The sequence below is a fragment of the Brochothrix campestris genome (assembly GCF_046058945.1).
Lineage (GTDB): Bacteria > Bacillota > Bacilli > Lactobacillales > Listeriaceae > Brochothrix > Brochothrix campestris.
Map to the genome: position 1 here is coordinate 1091501 of NZ_CP175511.1, position 22229 is coordinate 1113729.

A 22229-nucleotide genomic window follows, 5' to 3' on the forward strand; every position below is an offset into this window, starting at 1 on the left:
AATTGTCATTTTCTTAAAGATAGAGTACACTCAAGTATAGAGTTCTGGTTTCATGTAGCATACTATATGATGCCTCAAAAACATGTGCGAAAGAGTCAGGTGAATTCATGGGGTCTAAATTATTAAGAGGAACGTTTATTTTATCAATTGCAACATTGATATCTAAAATTCTAGGGTTGGTTTACATTATTCCATTTGCAGCAATTATTAAAAATAATGATGCGATGTCCTTATATAACTTCGGTTATATTCCGTATCAAATCTTTTTAAGTATTGCGACAGCAGGTTTGCCACTAGCTGTGGCGAAGTACATTTCGAAATATGAGGCATTAGGGGATTATGAAATCGGCCAAAGGTTGTTCAAATCGGGCTTGGTCATTATGACCTTAACGGGGATTGCTAGTTTCTTGGTTATGTATGGGTTCGCACCACAATTTGCCCATATGGTTAATCCAGTCGATGCGAAAGGGCTGACCGTTTGGTCAGATGACGATATAACACGTGTCATTCGTGCTGTCAGTTGGGCTCTCATTATCATTCCAGCAATGAGTTTAATTCGCGGCTATTTCCAGGGGAAAAGTTCGATGGGTCCATCTGCTGTTTCGCAAGTTATCGAACAATTTGTACGCATTTTATTCATGCTCATCTCAGCCTTCGTCGTCTTATATACCTTAAAAGGTTCAGTCGTTACAGCAATTTCATATGCGACCTTTGCGGCTTTTGTTGGTGCAGTAGCCAGCCTCGTTATATTAATCGTTATTTATTACAAACGAAAACCATACGAAGAAGGGGCTGCAGCCTTGGCTGCAAAACCAGTATCAACATCAAAAGTGTCACTTCTTTCTATCTATAAGGAAGTCATTGTCTATGCGATTCCATTTATCGCTATCGGTGTAGCAATGCCTGTGTATCAAATGATTGATCAATACACGGTGACCCGGATTCTACAACATTTTGCCTATAGTGCAAAAGAGGCCTTGTACTGGTTTAACTTTTTAAACTTTAATGCCAATAAATTGGTATTAATACCAGTTACATTGGCGACCGCTTTTTCAATGGCGCTCGTACCGGTTATTACGACAGCTTATATTAAAGGCAAGTTCAAAGAAATGCATAAAAGTTTAGATGACGTCTTTCAAGTGTTGATGTTTGTTACCATCCCCGCCTGTATTGGGATGATGGTACTTGCACGTCCGATTTACACGATTTTCTTCGGTGACTCTGCGGATGGGGCGACTGTGTTATTCTGGTATTCACCAGTGGCAATTTTATTCTCGCTTTACATGGTGACGACAGCGATTTTACAAGGTATCGATCAACAACGTTACACCGTTTTTTCACTCGTACTTGGTCTCTTTATCAAGGTCGTTACACAGTATCCATTGATTCAATGGTTTGGCATATACGGTGCAATTATTTCAACAGCACTCGGCTTTATCGTTAGTATCTGGGTAACGTTGGTCGTTATTCAGCGAGATGCAGATTACCGTTTAGGTATCGTTATTCGTCGCACAATTTTAATGTCACTGATTGCAGTGGTAATGTTTATCGTCGTCCTTGTTGTTTATTGGTTACTCGGACTCTTCTTAACGCCTGCAACAGTCGCTCAAGCACTACTTATGACGTGTATTGGAGCAGTAGCAGGAATTGTTGTCTATGGTTATCTAGCTATGAAAACGCATTTAATCGATCGCGTCTTTGGCGATCGCGGCACCAACATTCGATTAAAATTCAAAATTAAGTAGGAGATATTATGCGCTTAGATAAATGGTTAAATGATTTAAAGTTATGTTCACGAAGAGAAAGTGGTAAGTTTATTAAACAACATCGTATCGTTGTAAATGATGTGGTAATGACGAACGGCAAGCAACACATCAGTCCTAATAAAGATGTGATTGCAATCGATGGCGAGGTGTTTGCCAGTTATGAAGAACAACTGTACTTCATCATGCATAAACCGGCAGGTGTTGTAACGGCAACGACTGATCGCGTGCATGAAACGGTGATTGATATTATTGCGAATGAGGATGCTCGGAAAGATTTGTTTCCAGTTGGTCGTCTTGATAAAGATACCGAGGGTTTATTAGTTATTACGAATGATGGTCCGATGGCGCATCGTTTATTGTCGCCGAAGAAACACATTGAAAAAGTTTATTACGCTAAAATTGCCGGTGAAGTGACGGCTGCTGATGTAAAGGCCTTTAAAGCAGGGCTTGAAATCAATGAAGAATTTACCGCCTTACCAGCTGATTTAACAATTTTAAGTAGCGGTGATGGTGTCTCTGAAATCGAGATTACTGTCTTCGAAGGTAAGTTTCATCAAGTGAAACGGATGTTTATCGCAGTCGGCAAGGAAGTGACCTATTTGAAACGAATTAAAATGGGTGGCTTTAGTTTACCAACTGATTTAGAAGTGGGAGAATACCGCGCGTTAACGGAAGCAGAATTGGCGCAGTTACAAGGGAGATAAGAATCAATCCGTTTTTAAAAGCGCAGTTGCATGCTATACTAAGCGTATTGATTCAGCAAGAAAGGAACGATTTGAATGGGAATTAGTGTCGATCAAGCGTTACTAACGTTAAAAAACAAAGGCTATAAATTCACCGATAAACGGGAATTTATTTTAGAATATTTTAAAGAAGAAAATAAGTATTTAACGGCAAAAGATGTATTGAAGGCAATGAAAACTGATTTTCCGACATTGAGTTTTGATACGGTTTATCGTAACTTGAAATTATTTGTAACGTTGGATTTGTTTGAGGAAACAGAATTGAACGGCGAAAAACAATATCGTTTAACGTGTGTGCATGGTCATCATCACCACTTTATTTGCACGAACTGTGGATCAACCAAAGAAATCGACCTTTGCCCGATGGATTTACTCTCGGAGAGTATGCCGGGTTATCAAATAGAAGGTCATAAATTTGAAGTTTACGGTAAATGTCCTGTTTGTTTGGCAAGTTGAGCTGTAAACCTCTGGGAGAGTAAGTTTTTTGTTTTCCGTCTAATTGTTAAATGGTACGAAGGTGGTACTAATTTGATCTTTCTTTGTATCGTTTTTCTGAAACCTCGTCGGTATGACGAGGTTTTTTTGAAAGATGCAATCATAGCGGTGAATTTGATTCACTTAAATAGTGGATTAATTCGTTGCCGCTAGTTTTAAGTTGCGTTACCAGATTGTGAGCAATGACTTACCTATTAATCTTACGACCTGAAGGGCAGAATAAGGGAATGAGTGGCTCTTATAGCTCAGTTTATCAGCTGAGTTCATGTTATCAATATGCTATAATTAAGCTGAATTAACACAAGGGTCAGACAGAAAGGGAGGGGACAGATGAACATTAAAGAGATTGCCAAATTAGCAGGTTATTCGGTGACGACTGTATCGCGCGTCATTAATAACCACCCGTATGTCGCTGATGAAAAACGTCGTAAAATTAAAGCGGTGATGAAGGAGGTCGGCTATGTGCCGAATAATACAGCCCGCGCCTTAAGTATTGGGAAATCAAAAAACATCGGCATCGTTGTGCCGTATTCGAATTATCCGTATTTTGATAAGATTGTCGGTGGTGTTGTCGAAGCTGCCTTTATCCAAGACTACAAGGTTACCTTACTGCCAACGAATTACAACCAAGCGACAGAAGAAGGCTATTTCAAAGAATTGCAGGCGAAGAGTTTTGATGGGCTGATTGTCACTTCTAAATGTAACTCGTTTGAGGTGATTGAACAGTATCAAACGCGGGGGAATATTGTCTGTTGTGAAAATACCGATACAGTTAATCTTTCGTCGGTATCCTTAAACCGCGAAGTGGCCTTAACAGAAGCTTTGCGTGCGTTACAACGACAAGGCTATGAGCGTGTGGCAATTGCTGTCAACCGTAATGAGCAAGAAAGTGCTACAACGCGTGCGATGTTTTCGTCATATCGCTCAGTGTTTCAAACATTGCCACCCGAATTAGTATACCGTCGCTGTTCAACTCGGGCTGACGGTGCAGCAGCAATCCGCCACTTTAATACAAGCGCAATTGAAATTGATGCCCTTTTTTTGAATGATGATGCCATTGCTGTCGGTGCCTATCAAGAATTGGTGCGAACAAACCAAACACATATTAAACTGGTCGGACAAGGCAACGAACTGACGAGTGAGTTGTTGAAGATGGCAACGATTGACCATCAATTAACTATGATTGGTAAAGAGGCTTTTCGCCTTTTGTTTTTAAATAAGATTACGAAAACGACGTTGCAATCCGTCTATATTGAACGAGGAGAGATATGATGAAAACAGGGATAATTGATCGGTTTGAAGGAAAGTACGCGGTGATTGAATTCGCGGACGAGATGCAAGATATGTTAAAAAAAGAGCTGCCAAGCGGAATTAAGGTCGGTGATGTGCTCGTGTTTGAAGCTGGGGACATCCGCATTAATCGTGAGGCACGTCGAAAATTAGAGAATGAAATCGAACAGTTGGCAGACGAATTATTTGAAGATTAAAAAAACATCTCAAAAAGAGGTGTTTTTTTATGTGATTATTCGGTAAGATTAAAGAGTAAGTTGACAATATAGGGGGATAATTATGAAAAAAATACAGTTGGTGTTGATTGCTTTCATCACAGCGGTGTTGCTAATGGGAGCAACACCAGTCAAAAACAGCAGTTCTGTCAAAATGCACGTTATTAATGTAGGGCAAGGGGATGCCATTCTTATTCAAACGGGCAAAGAAAATATCTTAGTTGATGGTGGTAATAAAGGGAAGGGGTCCGTTGTACTCGCTTATTTGAAACGTAAAAATATTAAGACGCTCGATGCAGTGGTATCAACACATCCCGATGCGGATCATGTCGGGGGGTTAGCGAGCGTTATTAGTAATATGAAGGTGAAGAGTGTCTACGCCCCGCGTGTGACACATACAACAATTGCCTATAAAAACTTTTTGACAGCGGTCAAACGTAAAAAGCTTAAAATTAAGGTAGCCAAAAAAGGCGTCGTTATACCGACAAAACCTAAAAATGTAACGGTCAAATTTTTAGGCCCAGTTAAAGACTATAATAAAAGTGATCTAAACAACTGGAGTGCTGTTTTACAAGTGCAACATAGTCAAAAGAAATTTTTGTTAACGGGTGATATGGAAACACGGGCTGAAAATGACTTGTTAAAAGCGAAAGTGTTGTCTAAGGTTGATGTGCTGAAGGTGAGTCATCACGGAGCTAAACAAGCAAGTACGGCAAATTTTTTACAAAAAACGAAACCAAACTATGCGGCAATTAGCGTCGGAAGTAGCAATCGCTATGGTCACCCGACTGGGGCAACCTTAAGCCGTTTGGCACGTATTAAAGCAAAGGTCTATCGCACGGATAAAGGCGGCAACATTATTTTTACATCAAATGGTAAAAAAATCAGTGTTTCACGTCGCTAAGGCCGATAGTTATCGAGCAATTGATTAAATTGTGGTATAATCAGAAAGAAACTTAAGCAACGGTAGAGAGGGACGACGATATGTATAAATTCATCATTTTAGCGTTAGCTCTTCTAGGAATCGATCAAGGTACGAAAGCGTTAATTGTGAGCCGTCTTAATCTCGGTGATCAAATTGAAGTTATTCCTAATTTTTTGTACATCACATCAATTAGAAATCGCGGCGCTGCTTGGGGTATTTTAGAAGATCACATGAGTATATTTTATGTTATAACAACGGTGGTAGTACTCGCAATTGTTTTTGCATTTTATAAATATAAAAAAGAACATTTTACACTTCATCTTAGTTTGAGTTTGATTTTAGCAGGGGCAGTCGGCAACTTAGTAGACCGGATTCGCTACCAAGAAGTGGTTGATTTCATCCAAACGATTTGGGGCAACTATTACTTCCCTATCTTTAATGTAGCAGACATGTGCTTAAGTATCGGTGTGGTGGTATTAATGGTGTATGTTCTTTTTGGCGACAAGTGGAACAAAAAGAAAAGCAAGCAGAGAGGAAAATATTACTTTGAATAAAAAACAAATGACAGTAACAGAAGAGGTTGTTGACCAACGTCTTGATAAGGCATTAAGCACAGTCGACCCTGAAATTAGCCGTACGCAGGCAGTTGCGATGGTTAAAGATGGTATCATCACGGTTAATGGCGAAGTTAAAAAGGCTAAATATAAAGTGCAATTAAACGATATCATTGATTATGCGATTAAAGAGCCCGAAGAATTGGTGATTGAAGCGGAAGATATTCCACTTGATGTTATTTATGAAGATGAGGATGTTATCGTCGTAAATAAACCACAAGGAATGGTTGTTCATCCATCAGCTGGTCATACGTCGGGTACGTTAGTGAATGCCTTAATGCATCACTGTAAAGATTTATCAAGTATTAATGGCGTTATCCGTCCAGGGATTGTTCATCGTATTGATAAAGATACATCTGGCTTGTTGATGGTTGCTAAAAATGATAAAGCGCATATTGCGTTAGCGCAAGAACTAAAAGATCACAAAGCTGATCGTCATTATTTAGCACTTGTTCATGGCGAAATTACGCATTCAAAAGGAACAATCGATGCCCCTGTTGGTCGATCTAAGACTGATCGTCAAAAAATGGCAGTCGTTGATCATGGTAAACCAGCTGTATCGCATTTTGAAGTATTGGAGCATTTTGTCAACTTCACACTCGTTGAATGTCAATTAGAAACAGGACGTACACACCAAATCCGTGTGCATTTCCGTTACATTGAACATCCGCTTGCAGGTGATCCTAAATATGGTCCGAAGAAAACAATCGGAACAGATGGTCAATTTTTACATGCGAAAACATTAGCCTTTACACATCCACGTACAGGTGAAAAAATGACTTTTGAAGCACCACTACCAAAAAACTTTAACGATATGATCGAAACATTACGTGCCGGTCGCCTTGTTAAATTAGAAAAAAATTGATGACGAAACCTCCCGGTGTAAACTGGGAGGTTTTTTAGGAGGCCTTACAGATGATAACAACAGCACAAGCGCAAATATGTGGCCTCATCAATAATGAGGCACATTCATGGCAAGCAGAACCGCAAAATGCAGCATACGATGGGGCAGTATTCCAGTATGATTCGTCTGTTTTTCGAGTACGACGGGCGAAGCGAACGCCTAAAAAGGCCGGTTATTTTGTCGCATTTTGGCAAAAGGATGAGCAGTTCCGTAATCAAGCCTATCACGTAGCAGATAGCCCAGCGAAGTTGGTTGTTGTCATCAGTGATGGCGAGCGGCAAGGGCAGTTTGTTTTCCCGAAGGAAGTGTTACATACTCACGGTGTGTTACGCGATGCCAAGCAAGCGGGAAAGATGGCGATGCGTGTGTATCCTCAATGGGAGAAGGTCTTGAATAAGACAGCAACGAGCACACAGACGTGGCAGCTCCCGTATTTTGTTGATCTAACAAAATTAGGTGCGCTTGAAAACCTTCGTAAGTTATATCGAAAAGATTAATCAATAAGCAAGTTAATCATAAAAAGCTCTTGACGTTTAACCTAAACTGCGTTATGATGTAAATAACTTAAATAACCTTTAACCTAGTCCAGAGAGACTAAGAAGGCATTGAATCGTATACAGGGGTAAAACTACCTTTGTAGAACAGTAGTTTGGCTACTGTTAAAAACGCTTATGCCCTCGCATAGGCGTTTTTTTTCGTGCAAGGTTACAACTAAAAGAGGTGAAAAAATGTCGAAAACTGTTGAAATTATGGACCAGCAAGCAATGCACCGTGCCATCACTCGTTTAACGTATGAAATTATCGAAAAAAACAAGGGGATTGAAAATATCGTCTTAATTGGTATTAAAACGCGAGGTATTTTCTTAGCACAACGCTTTGCCAATCGTTTGCAACAAATCGAAGGCATCGAAGTTCCCGTTGGTGATGTCGATATTACCTTGTACCGTGACGACGTCCATAAATCGTCATCGCTAGAAATCCAACCATCGTATAACGGACATTCGATTCCTTTTTCAATCGATGGCAAAACCGTGGTCCTCGTTGACGACGTCTTGTTTACTGGTCGGACGGTTCGTTCAGCGATGGATGCCATTATGGATGTCGGTCGTCCCGCTCAAATTCAATTAGCTGTTCTCGTCGACCGTGGTCATCGTGAATTGCCAATTCGGGCTGATTATGTCGGTAAAAATATTCCGACAGCGCAAAGTGAAAGTGTGCACGTGCATTTACTTGAATATGATAAACTCGAACAAGATGAAGTCTTGATCGATAAAACCCAATAACAACTCTTTTAATTTAGTCCAGAGAGGCTAAGAAGGAGTTCTCCAGCAAGGAACATCTGTACCTTATGCTGCTGTGAACTCTTATGACCTCTCATAAGAGTTATTTTTTTACACAAAAAGGAGCAAATAAAATGACAGTTAGAAAAACAGTATTAGATATCCACGAAAAACCAACAATCCCACAATGGTTAATTTTAAGTATTCAGCACTTATTCGCAATGTTCGGTTCAACCGTCCTTGTACCACGTCTTGTAGGGATGGACCCAGGTGTTGCCCTTGTCTCAAGTGGTCTTGGTTCATTGGCCTACATCCTCATTACCCGCGGTAAAATACCTGCCTATCTCGGCTCATCGTTCACCTTTATCGCCTCTTTACAGGTAATTGGTTCGCAGTTTGGACACGGTGGTATCATGGTTGGTACCTTATCAGTCGGAATCGTCTATGCCATTATCTCGCTGATTGTTTATAAGTTCGGGATTGGTTGGATGAACCGTGTGTTACCACCAATCGTCGTTGGACCAGTAATCATGGTTATCGGTTTAAGTTTAGCGCCAACAGCAGCAGGCATGGCAATGAACACCTCAGGTGGTGTTGAAAACTACAGCGTTCAAAGTTTGATGATTGCTGGTATTACCTTAATAGTCACTATTTTCACAATGATGTTCTTTAAGGGTATCTTAAGCCTTATCCCGATTTTAGTCGGTATTATTGTCGGATACATCGTGAGTGTGTGTGTTGGTGTCGTTGATTTCGGGCCGGTTGCCAATGCCTCATTGTTCTCAGTGCCAAACTTTTCATTCCCATTCATTACAGATACACCCATTTTCAACCCAACTGTCATTCTCTTGATGGCGCCACTCGCGTTTGTCACAATGGCAGAACATATGGGTCATCAATTCGTGCTTAATAAAATTACGAACCGTAACTTCTTCGAAGATCCAGGCTTACATAAATCATTATTAGGTGACGGAATGGCTTCAGTCATTGCTTCATTCATCGGTGGACCACCGGTAACGTCATACGGTGAAAACTTAGGCGTATTAGCAATTACACGGGTGTACAGTATTTACGTCATTGCAGGTGCGGGAATCTTCGCTGTCTTGTTCGGCTTTATCGGTTACGTAAGTGCCTTTATTAACTCTATTCCAGCGTCAGTCTTAGGTGGGGTATCGTTCTTACTGTTCGGTGTTATCGCCGCTAATGGCATGAAAATATTAGTCGATAATAAAATCGACTTTGACGATAACCGCAACCTCGTGATTGCCTCAGTAATATTAGTCATTGGTATCGGTGGAGTGATGATCAGCTTTGCAGGCTCAGACCTTAAACTGGAAGGGATGTCATTGGCTGCCATCGTCGGTATTTTAATCAACTTAATTATCCCACAATCAAACAAAGAAGCGTAAAGGGGTGTGTTAGATGAAACATTTTGTTGCAATTGAACAGTTAAGTGTCAATGACATTCATCAGTTACTCGATCGTGCGCTTGCCTTTAAGCAAGGTGAGGTTGTAAAGCCGCAACCACGGTTTATTGCCAATCTCTTTTTTGAAAATTCAACACGAACACATTTAAGTTTCGAGGTAGCACAGCGTCGCTTGGGGATGCAAGTGCTTCCCTTTGATGCCTCACAATCGAGTATTAGTAAGGGTGAAACCTTATACGACACCTTGTTAACACTTGAGGCTATTGGGGTTGAAGCAGTGGTCATCCGTCACAGTGAAAATAATTATTACGAACCGTTGGTTGATAAACTGAAGATGAGTATTATTAACGGCGGTGATGGCAGTGGCCATCATCCATCACAGTCATTGCTTGATGTAATGACGATTCGTGAAGAATTTGGCACGATTGCTGGCTTGAAAATTCTCATTAGCGGTGATTTAGCTCATAGCCGGGTCGCTCGTTCAAATGCTTATGTGTTACAGCAATTAGGCGCTGAGTTATTTTTTAGTGGGCCAGCGGCACTTTATGATGAGTCGTTTAACACTTACGGTTCATACTGCGAAATTGATGAGGCGATTGCTGAGATGGACGTGGTGATGTTACTACGTGTGCAACATGAACGTCATCAGAATAATAATGATGATACAAAGACAGACTATCATGCACAATTTGGTCTTACGAACGAACGTGCACAGCAAATGAAAGCGACTGCGATTATTATGCATCCTAGTCCTGTCAATCGTGGGGTGGAAATCGCAGATGAGTTAGTAGAAAGCAAACGCTCACGGATTGTGACACAAATGCAAAATGGCGTGTATGCACGGATGGCAATTTTAGAAGCAATTACACAATAGAGGAGGCCTTTTCATGACAGTTATTGTAAACGGATATATCGTCAATGAATTTAATGAACCAACCCGCTTGAATATTAGGCTCGTAGACGGCAAAATTAGTGAAATCGGAGCTGAGGTAAAGCCAATCGCAGGTGAAGAAGTCATTGATGCAACCGACTTAATCGTCGCTCCTGGTTTTATCGATGTGCATATGCACTTACGTGAACCAGGGTTCGAACAAAAAGAAACGATTTCGTCAGGAACGATGGCGGCAGCGCATGGTGGTTTTACAACAATCTGTGCAATGCCTAACACCAATCCAGTACCGGATTCAGCCGCTCGTTTAGAGGCGTTGCATCAGTTGATTTCAGAAGATTCACACATTAGGGTGCTGCCGTACGCCGCGATTACGAAGGCATTAGACGCCAATGCATCGGTTGAACAATTAGTCGACTTCGATGAACTCGTAGCCAGTGACATCTTCGCCTTTAGTGACGACGGTGTCGGTGTTCAGTCGGCAGGAACAATGTATCAGGCAATGGCAGAGGCCGCCCGTGTCAATAAAGCGATTGTGGCACATTGTGAAGATAATTCACTCATTTTAGGTGGATCAATGCATGACGGTCGTCGCGCGGCACAATTAGGTGTTAAAGGGATACCAAGCGTCTGTGAATCGGTGCAAATCGCTCGCGATGTGTTGCTGGCTGAAGCGACAGGCGCGCATTATCATGTGTGTCATGTGTCAACAGTCGAATCTGTGCGAGTCATTCGTGATGCAAAAGCAGCTGGCATTCATGTCACTTGCGAGGTGTGTCCACATCATCTCATCAGTGACGAAAATGATATTACTGCCAACACGGGCAACTGGAAGATGAACCCACCACTACGTGCGACCCGTGATCGCCAAGCGTTAATCACTGGCTTAATGGATGGTACAATTGATTGCATTTCAACCGATCATGCCCCGCATTGTGAACATGAAAAATGTGGCAAGATGGAAGATTCAGCCTTCGGTATCGTTGGCAGTGAAACCGCCTTTGCACAACTGTATACACACTTTGTTAAAACGAAGATTTTCACACTTAAGCAGTTACTCGATTGGATGAGTCAGGCTGTTGCTGACACGTTTAGTCTGCCATATGGCACGCTGGCAGTTGGTGCCTCAGCCGACATCGTTTTAATCGACTTAAACAAACAAAAAACAATCGATGCGACCGCCTTTTTATCACTCGGTAAAAACACACCGTACACCGGACAAACCTGTTACGGTTGGCCGGTTCGCACACTTTATAACGGCAAGACCGTTTGGCAAGAAAACTAAGGGGGAACAAGAGATGAAAAATCGTATGCTCGTATTAGAAGATGGTACCGTTTTAAAAGGTCGCGCGTTTGGTAGCATGAAGGACGCCTTCGGTGAAGTTGTTTTTAACACAGGAATGACAGGCTATCAAGAAACAATTACTGACCCGTCGTACTCAGGTCAAATTATTACCTTTACGTATCCTTTAATCGGGAATTATGGGATCAACCGTGACGATTTTGAATCAATTGAACCAGTCGTAAAAGGCGTGATTGTGAAAGAAGCAGCCGAATTTGCATCGAACTGGCGTAACCAAGAAACATTGGATACGTTCTTAAAAGCAAAAGATATTCCGGGAATTAGTGGAATTGATACACGCTTTTTAACACGCTTGATTCGTGAGCACGGGACTCTTAAAGGGGTAATCGCCAACAGTGATCAATCGGTTGAAGAAATGGTTAACCGTGCAAAGGCATCGAAACTGCCAACCGATCAAATCCGTCAAGTATCACCAACAAAAGCTTATCCGAGCCCAGGAAGTGGTCGCCGCGTTGTGTTGATTGACTTCGGCATGAAACACAGCATCTTACGTGAGTTAAATGCACGTCAATGTGATGTCATTATTATGCCGTATAACACGACGGCAGATCAAATTCGTCGCCTCCATCCTGATGGTGTGATGTTATCAAATGGGCCAGGGAACCCAACCGACGTTCCTGACGCACTTGAAATGATTCGCGACATCCAAGGTGACATTCCCATCTTTGGTATTTGCTTAGGACACCAACTCATTGCACTCGCAAATGGTGCGAAAACGTATAAAATGAAATTCGGCCATCGTGGTGCCAATCATCCGGTCCAAGATGTGGCCACAGGACGCGTTGACTTCACGTCACAAAACCACGGTTTTGCAGTTGATGAAAATTCGCTAGCAGGCACAGACCTCGTCGTAACGCATCGTGAATTAAATGATGGTACGAACGAAGGCTTAAAACATAAAACAGCACCGGTGTTCTCAGTGCAGTACCATCCTGAGTCAGCACCAGGACCAAGTGACGCGAACTACTTATTCGACCGTTTCATGCAATTGATGGATACAGCAAAAGGGGGAAATGAGCATGCCTAAACGTACAGACATAAATAAAATTTTGGTGATTGGTTCAGGTCCGATTATTATTGGGCAAGCAGCTGAATTTGACTATGCAGGCACGCAAGCGTGTCTAGCATTAAAAGAAGAAGGGTACAGCGTCGTTTTAATTAACTCCAATCCAGCAACGATTATGACGGATAAGGAAATTGCCGATAAGGTCTACATCGAACCAATTTCACTTGAATTCGTTTCACGGATCATTCGAAAAGAACGTCCAGATGCCATTTTACCTACTTTAGGTGGTCAAACGGGTTTAAATATGGCGATGAGCTTACATGAGGCTGGTGTGTTAGACGAATGTAACGTTGAAGTGTTAGGGACAAAATTAGATGCGATTCAAAAAGCAGAGGATCGTGAAGAATTCCGTACGCTAATGAACGACCTCAACGAACCGGTACCAGACAGTGACATTATTCACACAGTGGCTGAAGCGGTTGCCTTTGCCAACGAGATTGGTTATCCACTTATTGTACGTCCAGCTTATACATTAGGTGGTACGGGTGGTGGGATTTGTGCCAATGAAGCCGAATTGATTGAAATTGTTGAAGGGGGTTTGAAATTAAGTCCTGTGACGCAATGTTTGCTAGAACGCTCGATTGCCGGCTATAAAGAAGTCGAGTATGAGGTGATGCGCGATTCAACCGATGATGCGATTGTTGTCTGTAACATGGAAAACATTGACCCTGTCGGCGTTCATACAGGTGACTCCATCGTTGTGGCACCAAGTCAAACACTCTCTGATCGCGAATATCAAATGTTACGTGATGCGTCACTTAAAATCATTCGTGCCCTCGGGATCGAAGGTGGCTGTAATGTTCAGTTAGCGTTAGACCCAGACAGTTACAACTACTACATCATCGAAGTTAACCCACGGGTATCTCGTTCGTCAGCACTTGCTTCAAAAGCAACCGGTTATCCGATTGCTAAATTAGCAGCGAAAATTGCTGTTGGTCTAACGCTGAGTGAAATGAAAAACCCTGTGACAGGAACAACTTACGCGGCTTTTGAACCAACACTTGATTATGTTGTTTCCAAGATTGCCCGTTTCCCATTTGATAAGTTTGAATCAGCTAACCGTGAGCTTGGTACGCAGATGAAAGCAACCGGTGAAGTGATGGCAATTGGTCGAACGTTTGAAGAGTCGATGATGAAGGCTGTTCGTTCGATGGAAAACGGCACGACCTATTTACATACGGATGATGCTGAAAAAGCAGATACAGCAACACTTGAACAAAACATCCGTGTTGCAAATGATAATCGTCTGTATTATTTAACAGAAGCAATGCGTCGTGGTTATACGATTGAGACCTTACATGAGATGACTAAAATCGATTTGTTCTTCCTTTATAAGTTCAACAAAATTGTTCAATTCGAACATGAACTAGCAGCCAGCATCGGTGACATTGATACGTTAGAAGCGGCTAAAAACCTCGGATTTGGTGATGAACAAATTGCTAAAATCTGGGATTGGGAAGAAGTGGCAGTTTACGACTTAAGACGCGCAAATAACCTCATGCCAGTCTTTAAAATGGTTGATACCTGTGCTGCTGAGTTTGAATCGCGCACACCGTATTTCTACAGCGCATACGAGTATGAAACAGAATCAGTGAAGTCGGATAAAGAATCTGTGATAGTGTTAGGATCAGGCCCGATTCGAATCGGACAAGGGGTAGAATTTGACTACGCAACAGTGCATTCAGTGTGGGCGATTCAACAAGCAGGCTATGAAGCGATTATTATCAACAGTAACCCTGAAACAGTCTCAACTGACTTCAGTATTTCAGATAAACTCTACTTTGAACCATTAACAGTTGAGGATGTCATGCACATTATCGATTTAGAGCAACCGAAAGGCGTGGTCGTTCAATTCGGTGGACAAACAGCGATTAACTTAGCAGAAGGATTAGAAGCACGTGGCGTAAACATCATCGGAACATCGTTAGACAGCATTGACTTGGCTGAAAACCGTGACCGTTTTGAGCAAAAACTAACAAGTTTGAACATTCCGATGCCAGCAGGACGCACTGCAACATCCGTAACAGAAGCGATTACGATTGCAACGCAAATCGGCTATCCAGTCTTAGTACGTCCTTCGTATGTCCTTGGGGGTCGTGCGATGGAAATCGTTGAATCACAAGAAGAACTACATCAGTACATGACAAATGCGGTGAAGGTTAATCCGAAACATCCCGTTTTGGTCGATCGTTACTTAGTCGGTCAAGAGGTTGAAGTAGACGCGATTTGTGATGGAACAGACGTGCTCATTCCTGGTATTATGGAACACATTGAACGTGCCGGCGTCCATTCAGGTGACTCGATTGCCGTTTATCCACCACAACGCTTATCACAAGCACATAAAGATACGATTGTCGATTACACAACACGCCTAGCACATGGGTTAAACATTCGCGGGATGATGAACATTCAATATGTTATCTCGAAAGACGAAGTGTTTGTGATTGAAGTCAATCCGCGTGCAAGTCGAACAGCACCGTTCCTGAGCAAGATTACCGACATTCCGATGGCAAACGTCGCAACGAAGGTTATTTTAGGACAATCACTCCAGAGTCAAGGTTACCAAAATGGTTTAGCGCCTGAGAAACCAAACGTATTTGTGAAATTACCGGTGTTTTCATTCGCGAAACTTCGTTCAGTAGATACCTCACTCGGACCTGAAATGAAATCAACTGGTGAAGTCATGGGTAAAGATACGACGTTAGAAAAAGCACTTTACAAAGGTTTTGCAGCATCGGGCTTAAAAATGAAAGAATTCGGGACGGTGTTAGTGACTGTAAACGATCGCGATAAAGAAGAAGCGGCTGCATTAGTGAAACGTTTCTCGGCGATTGGATACGGCATTGTGGCAACAAAAGGAACGGCCTCGTTCTTACGCGACATGAACATTGCTGTTAAAGAAGTGAATAAAATTGGTGAAGACGGTGAAACGTTAATCGATTGGATCCGCGGTGGCAAAGTACAGGCTGTCATCAATACATTAACACGCGGTAAAGAGCCGCAACGCGATGGGTTTCAAATCCGCCGTGAATCAGTTGAAAATGGTGTGCCGATCTTCACATCATTCGATACAGCTGATGCGATTTTACAAGTAATGGAATCACGTTCGTTCTCAGTAACTGAGATGTAAGCGGATTTGAATCGTTAGTTGCTTCTATCAGGTTGATTCCACATTAAGATTTTTCCAGTTGCGTCAACCAGAACTTCGGAAATTTCACTTCCTCGCTTGCCGATGGGAAATAATCGGCACACTCGGATGTTCCAATTTCTGCAGTTCTAAACGGTTGATTCCACATTAAGTTTAAAGGGGTGTAAAAATGAGAATTGAACAAATGACCGTCATTCAGCAAAAAGAAATCGCCGAGCGCGTTTACGAGCTTATTTTAGCAGGTGAGATGGTAACCGAGATGGAAGCGGGGCAGTTTATTAATATTAAACCGACACGTTCAGATCTATTGTTACGCCGTCCCATCAGTGTTGCTAAAATCGACAAAGCGCAGCGTCAATGTACAATTATTTATCGCGTCGATGGTGAAGGAACACAAACGTTTGCTGATGTAAAAGTAGGTGACTTACTCGATGTTATCGGACCGTTAGGTAAAGGTTTTCCGGTCGAAGAAACATTGGCTGGGGAAACAGCGATGCTAATTGGTGGCGGGATTGGTGTGCCACCATTGTATGAAGTGGCATGTGAATTAAAAGCCAAAGGTGCTGAAGTGGTGACTGTACTCGGGTTCAATTCCGAAGACGCTGTTTTTTACGAAGAAAAATTTGCAGCCCTTGGTGATGTTCATGTAGCAACAGCTGATGGCTCACACGGCACAAAAGGATTTGTCACAACAATTATGGATGACATTCCTGAAGCAGATACATATTACTCCTGTGGGCCAACGCCAATGTTGCGTGTTTTAAATGATCGTCTGTTAACAAAACGGGCTTTTATTTCATTAGAAGAACGCATGGCATGTGGGATTGGGGCTTGTTATGCCTGTGTGTGTCATAAAGCAGACGGTGATCGTAATGAATCGAAAAAGATTTGCGTCGATGGTCCGGTTTTCAAAACAGGGGAGGTTGAACTATGAGTCAATTAAGTGTTTCCTTACCCGGTTTAGAGCTGAAAAATCCAATTATGCCCGCGTCTGGTTGCTTCGGTTTTGGCCGTGAATACGCTCAGTTTTTTGACCTTAACTTATTAGGATCGATGATGATTAAAGCGACTACACCTGAACCGCGTTACGGTAATCCAACACCCCGGATTGCCGAAACACCAAGCGGTATGCTGAATGCGATTGGGTTGCAAAATCCCGGACTGCAAAAGGTGATGCAAGCAGAACTGCCTTGGTTAGCAAGCGTGTGTGACACGCCGATTATTGCCAACGTGGCCGGTTCGACTGAAGAAGATTACATTAAAGTGTGTGCTGCGATCTCACAGGCACCGAACGTGAAGGCGATTGAATTAAATGTCAGTTGTCCGAATGTGAAACATGGAGGGATTGCTTTTGGGACTGACCCAGAAACTGCTTATCGTTTAACGAAAGCAGTGAAAGCTGTCTCTGCTGTACCAATTTATGTGAAGATGAGTCCAAATGTCACTGATATTGTGCCAATTGCACAAGCAATGGCAGAGGGTGGGGCGGATGGTTTAACGATGATTAATACATTGCTGGGGATGCGATTAGACCTTAAAACACGTCAACCGGTAATTGCAAATCAAACAGGTGGTTTGAGTGGACCGGCGATTAAGCCAGTTGCCATCCGTATGATTAAACAGGTCAGTGCTGTCGTCGATATTCCGATTATCGGAATGGGCGGTATTCGTACAGTTGAAGATGTGCTTGAATTCATTATGGCGGGGGCATCAGCTGTCGCAATTGGAACGGAAAACTTTACGAATCCCTTTATTTGTCCACAGTTAATCGAACAATTACCAGCTGCTTTAGCGAAATACAATATTGCATCAATTGAACAATTGATTGCCGAAGTGAAGGAGGCACGACATGTCTAAACCAATTATCGCGCTCGATTTTTCGTCGCGCCAGGATACGCTTGCTTTTTTAGAACAATTTAACCAAGAGAAATTATTCGTGAAAGTCGGTATGGAACTTTTCTATGCCGAAGGTGCAGGTCTGATTGAAGCGATTAAAGCACAGGGACATGACGTTTTTCTGGACTTGAAATGCCACGATATTCCGAATACAGTGCAACGAGCAATGGCAAACTTAGCACGTTCAGGTGTCGATATGGTCAATGTTCATGCGGCCGGAGGTCAGCGGATGATGGCAGCAGCCAAAGAAGGTTTAATCCAAGGGTCGGCAGCGGGGCATCAGCCACAACTGATTGCGGTAACCCAACTGACATCAACATCTGAAGCAGAAATGCAACGAGATCAATTGCTGCGTGTACCTTTGTTGGAATCAGTTGTACATTATGCGAGCTCAACGTTTGCAGCTGGATTAGACGGTGTCGTCTGCTCGGCGCATGAAGCTCGTGCGATTGGTGAAGCAACTAAGAGCAACTTTTTACGTGTGACACCGGGGATACGTCCGGCCCATTTTGCCGCTGGTGACCAACGTCGAATTATGACACCACAACAGGCCCGTGCGAACGGTTCAACTCATATTGTGGTTGGTCGTCCAATTACTACGGCACCCGATCCTCTATCAGCTTATCACCAAATTTTAACGGAATGGAGTGTTTAACGATGACAATTGACAAACAAATTGCGAAACATTTATTAGATATCGAGGCGGTTTTCTTAAAACCGACAGAACCATTCACGTGGGCATCAGGCATTAAATCACCAATCTATTGTGACAACCGAATGACACTTGGTTTTCCAGCGGTTCGTCGTGATATTGCAAAAGGTTTAGCTGCTAAAATTAAGGCAGCTTTCCCTGATGTCGATGTGATTGCAGGCACAGCAACTGCGGGGATTCCCCATGCTGCTTTTATTGCTGAAGAATTAGATTTACCAATGATTTATGTCCGTTCTGAACCGAAGAATCACGGCAAAGGGAAACAAATCGAAGGTCCCTTAGCTCCCGGTAAAAAAGTCGTGATGATTGAAGATTTAATCTCAACAGCAGGTTCGTGTTTAAAAGCTGCTAGAGCGGTTGAAGAAGCAGGTTCAGAAGTAGTGGCAATAGCAGCTATCTTCACATACGAACTCGCAGTTGCGGGTCGTAATTTAAGTGCGGCGAACATCCCGCTGCTAACGTTAACTAACTATTCGACTTTACTTGAAGTTGCTGCGGCAGAAGGTGTTGTTCAAGCAGAAGACTTGGCAACTTTACGTGAGTGGAATAAAGATCCAGAAAAGTGGTTGAGCTAAAAAATAAAATGGAGCGGTTATCCAAGGGATAGCCGCTTTTTATTTGTTACTTTTTGTCTATAATATTAAAGCGCTTTCTATGTTAAAATAAAGGGTATGAGAGGGTGGGAAGATGAAACGTAACAGTATAATTGCAGTTGTTTTACTTTTTTTTATTGTAGGGGGCATTTGGCTCTTTTTTAAAGCACCGACCGAGAGCACGATTAAGAGTAATGATCTTGTCGGAGCGGATGAATGGAAGGGTGTGACGCATTTAATTGGTGCTGATTATCGTCTCGCCAAAGCAGATGCCGAAAAAACATTGGTGGTAACCTTACACCATTACAAAAAAGGCAAGCAGGTGGCCAAACCAGTTGCGTTACAGACCGGGCTAAATGAAAAAAAAGGGGATTTGATGATTTCATTTTTATATGATCAAGCGAACCTTGCGACGACCGCTTACGAACTGAGTTTAGTCAACAATGCAACCATCACCAAATGGCCAACACCAGCTGTTAAACTGGCTGAAAAAGACCAATTCATCACCGATGGGACGTTAAAAAAGAAAGTAAATATTAGTGAAAAACCAGTGATTGGCTATGCTTATAAACAAGACGATAATAAACGCGTGTTATCACTCAAAGAAGATGCCGCTTTAATTGGAAAGTACAATCAGGAAAAGGCAACGATTAAAGCGTTAGCGGCTTACGATGATTTATACATTTTTACGGCACAATTCAAGTTTAACTAACACTAGCGTATAGGGGACTAAGAAACGCACAAACAGACAAACAAACTAACAGATGGGTGAGGATGACATGCGTAACAGAACGAAGTGGATTTTAGGGACACTAATTATCGTGCTAGGTGTGAGTGTGTATTTTAATTATTTCACGCCAACGAAAGAATCATACATTGAGGATCAACCATTAACTGAAAAGTTTAAAACGAAGATGGCGTTAGCAACAGGCTATCATTATCAATTGAAGCCCACTGATAAAAAGAAAGCCAATCAAGTCGCTGTCAAAATGTCCTATTATGAAGCGGGCAGGTATATCGGAGAAAGCGATGTACAATACTTACCGATTAAAAAGGCCGGTAAATTCACCTTGAGTGTCGTGACAGATAATCAAATAATCTATCCGATGATGAGTGACGGTAAAACAAAGGTCGAATGGTCCAAAATTACGCATGACCAACCGATTGCGAGTGCAACGGGCATGACGCTTCTCGCTGAGAAAAAAACACCATTATCGTTCAGTGATTACCAACCGATTGCCTTTTATGGCGAAGCGTTTAAAACAAACCTTACGGCGACTACAGCTGATAAAGATGCGATTGAACAAGCGACTGCAGCTAATAATAAACAGCTCGCAGCCTTTGACTATCTGTATGTGTTTTCTGTAAAGTTAGTCGCTAAATAACTATACGCTCCGATTTGAACAGGGGGACGAGACAATGACTAAACGACAAATAAGTTTATTAGTGTGTATTTTTCTTGTTGCATGTCTGAGTGTTAGTGTCATTTTTGTGCAAAAACCGACAACATCGACGCTAACAGCCCAACCTTTGGCAGATGATATGGTTGCTGCAGGTTTAGTCTTGCAACAGCATTATCATTTTTCTTTGAGTAAGCAAGCTGAAAAAAAGTCACCTGGTGTTAAACTGACGATGGCACGTTATGAGGATGGGAAATACATCGATACGTACGCTCCAATTCAAGCGGGTCTGACAAAAAGCGGAGCGTTTGAACTTAGTCTCAAACAGTTGGATGACACGATTGAATTGACATTGAAATCCGGCAGCCTTGCCGCCCATACAGCTCCAATTAAATGGCAACGACCGCAAGCACAGCTGACAATGAATGAGTCGCTTTTAACGAAAAAAACGGTTTTTTCTACGACGAAACCGACTGCTATTGCTTCTTATGCTGAAGCAAGCGCAGAACAACCGGTGACAGCGGAACAACGAGAGGCCATTGCGAGCTTGACTAAAAAAGGCGATCAGCGTCTAGCCAACTTAAGCGGGTTGCTTGTCGTATCGGCACAATTGATTCAACTGCCAGAACTAAACTAAAAGGAGTGTCATAAGATGAGTAAAAAAAGAGGACTGTTTATCATCATCAGTTTTGCTATCGTGCTCGGAATCTGCCTTGCGTTGTATTTGGGGTTGAGAACCCCACAAACAACGAAAATAAGCAGTGCCGATGAGACGAATCAAATTGAGGATTTAGCAGATGAATTGGAAGCGACTGCCTATAATCCATTTAAGTTTCAACTGAGTCCCACAGATAAAAACAAAGCATTCATCTATACAATTACACAGTATAAAAAAGGTGAACTGGTCGAAACAGCTGAGCTGAAACTGGCAAACAATGATGTAAAGGGGTTTGTTAGTTTCTTTATCAATGATGAAGATGCAGGTAAGGTGAGCATCAAGTCATTAAGCAAAGGAGCAACAAGCAGTACCGCTTACTCTTTTAGTCGTCAGAGTAAGCAAGAGACCATCAAAAATGGTTCGGTCTTTATCGGAAGTAGTGATTTAACGAAGGACAACACCATTGGTTTCGTTGGGTTTGGTAAAAATGAAGCCGCTAGTGATAATTCCGTCTCTTTTAAAAACTATTTACGAGCTGAAAAAGATGCGGACTTTATCAATCAGTTTGACATGGTTTATTTGATGTCCGTCCGATTAGAACAATAAAATGAAAGCTTCTGGTCGATTAAACGCGACGATAGAACAACCTATCTATTCAGTCATATTATTTCGCAAACAAAGTGACAGTCATAGAGTCGAAAGACACTGAAGTCTGTTTGGACTTTGTCTACAATCTGGAGTGCCATCAATAAGGTGGCGCTTTTTTTAGTGGTTCATCCGTTAATAAAAGCTTGTATAAATAAGAAACTTTAGATATATTTAAACAATATCGTACTAAGGGAGGC

Annotated in this window: 23 protein-coding genes; all 23 read left to right on the top strand. The window is 42.2% G+C overall.

Going from position 1 to position 22229, the window contains the following annotated elements:
* The first annotated feature begins 107 nt into the window (after positions 1-107).
* The gene (locus ACJYYY_RS05445) at positions 108-1745 is read left to right on the top strand and encodes a polysaccharide biosynthesis protein (RefSeq protein WP_035315153.1); all 1638 of its coding nucleotides are present in this window, start codon (positions 108-110) and stop codon (positions 1743-1745) included.
* 8 nt (positions 1746-1753) lie between these two features.
* Positions 1754-2470, top strand: a complete 717-nt coding sequence (locus tag ACJYYY_RS05450) for a pseudouridine synthase (protein ID WP_035315155.1) — start codon at positions 1754-1756, stop codon at positions 2468-2470.
* A gap of 75 nt (positions 2471-2545) precedes the next feature.
* Positions 2546-2965, top strand: a complete 420-nt coding sequence (locus ACJYYY_RS05455) for a Fur family transcriptional regulator (RefSeq protein WP_035315156.1) — start codon at positions 2546-2548, stop codon at positions 2963-2965.
* Positions 2966-3334: 369 nt separating this feature from the next.
* Entirely contained in the window at positions 3335-4276 is a 942-nt protein-coding gene (locus ACJYYY_RS05460; protein WP_408869207.1) for a LacI family DNA-binding transcriptional regulator, read from the top strand.
* On the top strand, positions 4276-4491 hold the full coding sequence (locus ACJYYY_RS05465; protein WP_408869208.1) for a DUF3006 domain-containing protein: 216 nt from the start codon (positions 4276-4278) through the stop codon (positions 4489-4491). Before ACJYYY_RS05460 ends, ACJYYY_RS05465 begins: the two co-directional genes overlap by 1 nt.
* An 82-nt stretch (positions 4492-4573) precedes the next feature.
* Positions 4574-5413: a ComEC/Rec2 family competence protein gene (locus tag ACJYYY_RS05470; RefSeq protein ID WP_408869209.1), complete on the top strand. Its 840-nt coding sequence runs from the start codon at positions 4574-4576 to the stop codon at positions 5411-5413.
* A gap of 80 nt (positions 5414-5493) precedes the next feature.
* The gene (gene lspA, locus ACJYYY_RS05475; protein ID WP_035315158.1) at positions 5494-5988 is read left to right on the top strand and encodes a signal peptidase II; all 495 of its coding nucleotides are present in this window, start codon (positions 5494-5496) and stop codon (positions 5986-5988) included.
* Complete coding sequence (locus ACJYYY_RS05480; protein ID WP_408605191.1) at positions 5981-6913, top strand: RluA family pseudouridine synthase; 933 nt, start codon at positions 5981-5983, stop codon at positions 6911-6913. The genes lspA and ACJYYY_RS05480 overlap by 8 nt, the downstream gene beginning before the upstream one ends.
* Positions 6914-6963: 50 nt before the next feature.
* Complete coding sequence (locus ACJYYY_RS05485) at positions 6964-7449, top strand: MepB family protein (protein WP_035315159.1); 486 nt, start codon at positions 6964-6966, stop codon at positions 7447-7449.
* A gap of 231 nt (positions 7450-7680) precedes the next feature.
* Positions 7681-8235, top strand: a complete 555-nt coding sequence (pyrR, locus tag ACJYYY_RS05490) for a bifunctional pyr operon transcriptional regulator/uracil phosphoribosyltransferase PyrR (protein WP_035315161.1) — start codon at positions 7681-7683, stop codon at positions 8233-8235.
* A gap of 131 nt (positions 8236-8366) precedes the next feature.
* Entirely contained in the window at positions 8367-9641 is a 1275-nt protein-coding gene (locus tag ACJYYY_RS05495) for a uracil-xanthine permease family protein (protein ID WP_035315163.1), read from the top strand.
* 13 nt (positions 9642-9654) lie between these two features.
* The gene (locus ACJYYY_RS05500) at positions 9655-10533 is read left to right on the top strand and encodes an aspartate carbamoyltransferase catalytic subunit (protein WP_035315165.1); all 879 of its coding nucleotides are present in this window, start codon (positions 9655-9657) and stop codon (positions 10531-10533) included.
* A gap of 13 nt (positions 10534-10546) precedes the next feature.
* The gene (locus ACJYYY_RS05505; RefSeq protein ID WP_035315166.1) at positions 10547-11833 is read left to right on the top strand and encodes a dihydroorotase; all 1287 of its coding nucleotides are present in this window, start codon (positions 10547-10549) and stop codon (positions 11831-11833) included.
* 13 nt (positions 11834-11846) lie between these two features.
* Positions 11847-12938 (top strand): carbamoyl phosphate synthase small subunit, encoded by a 1092-nt coding sequence (locus tag ACJYYY_RS05510; RefSeq protein ID WP_035315168.1) that lies wholly within the window; start codon positions 11847-11849, stop codon positions 12936-12938.
* The gene (gene carB / locus ACJYYY_RS05515; RefSeq protein WP_035315169.1) at positions 12931-16107 is read left to right on the top strand and encodes a carbamoyl-phosphate synthase large subunit; all 3177 of its coding nucleotides are present in this window, start codon (positions 12931-12933) and stop codon (positions 16105-16107) included. The genes ACJYYY_RS05510 and carB overlap by 8 nt, the downstream gene beginning before the upstream one ends.
* A gap of 187 nt (positions 16108-16294) precedes the next feature.
* Positions 16295-17059, top strand: coding sequence for a dihydroorotate dehydrogenase electron transfer subunit (locus tag ACJYYY_RS05520; protein WP_035315170.1), 765 nt, complete (start codon positions 16295-16297; stop codon positions 17057-17059).
* Entirely contained in the window at positions 17056-17982 is a 927-nt protein-coding gene (locus ACJYYY_RS05525; RefSeq protein WP_035315172.1) for a dihydroorotate dehydrogenase, read from the top strand. The genes ACJYYY_RS05520 and ACJYYY_RS05525 overlap by 4 nt, the downstream gene beginning before the upstream one ends.
* The gene (gene pyrF, locus ACJYYY_RS05530) at positions 17975-18676 is read left to right on the top strand and encodes an orotidine-5'-phosphate decarboxylase (protein ID WP_035315173.1); all 702 of its coding nucleotides are present in this window, start codon (positions 17975-17977) and stop codon (positions 18674-18676) included. The genes ACJYYY_RS05525 and pyrF overlap by 8 nt, the downstream gene beginning before the upstream one ends.
* A 2-nt stretch (positions 18677-18678) precedes the next feature.
* Complete coding sequence (gene pyrE, locus ACJYYY_RS05535) at positions 18679-19308, top strand: orotate phosphoribosyltransferase (protein WP_035315175.1); 630 nt, start codon at positions 18679-18681, stop codon at positions 19306-19308.
* A 112-nt stretch (positions 19309-19420) separates the two neighbouring features.
* Positions 19421-20038, top strand: coding sequence for a hypothetical protein (locus tag ACJYYY_RS05540; RefSeq protein WP_035315176.1), 618 nt, complete (start codon positions 19421-19423; stop codon positions 20036-20038).
* 67 nt (positions 20039-20105) lie between these two features.
* Entirely contained in the window at positions 20106-20711 is a 606-nt protein-coding gene (locus ACJYYY_RS05545; RefSeq protein WP_035315178.1) for a hypothetical protein, read from the top strand.
* Between the two features lie 34 nt (positions 20712-20745).
* A complete protein-coding gene (locus ACJYYY_RS05550) occupies positions 20746-21363 on the top strand; it encodes a hypothetical protein (protein ID WP_035315179.1) in 618 nt (205 codons plus the stop codon).
* A 15-nt stretch (positions 21364-21378) separates the two neighbouring features.
* Positions 21379-21990 (top strand): hypothetical protein, encoded by a 612-nt coding sequence (locus ACJYYY_RS05555; RefSeq protein WP_035315180.1) that lies wholly within the window; start codon positions 21379-21381, stop codon positions 21988-21990.
* The last annotated feature ends 239 nt before the right edge of the window (positions 21991-22229 follow it).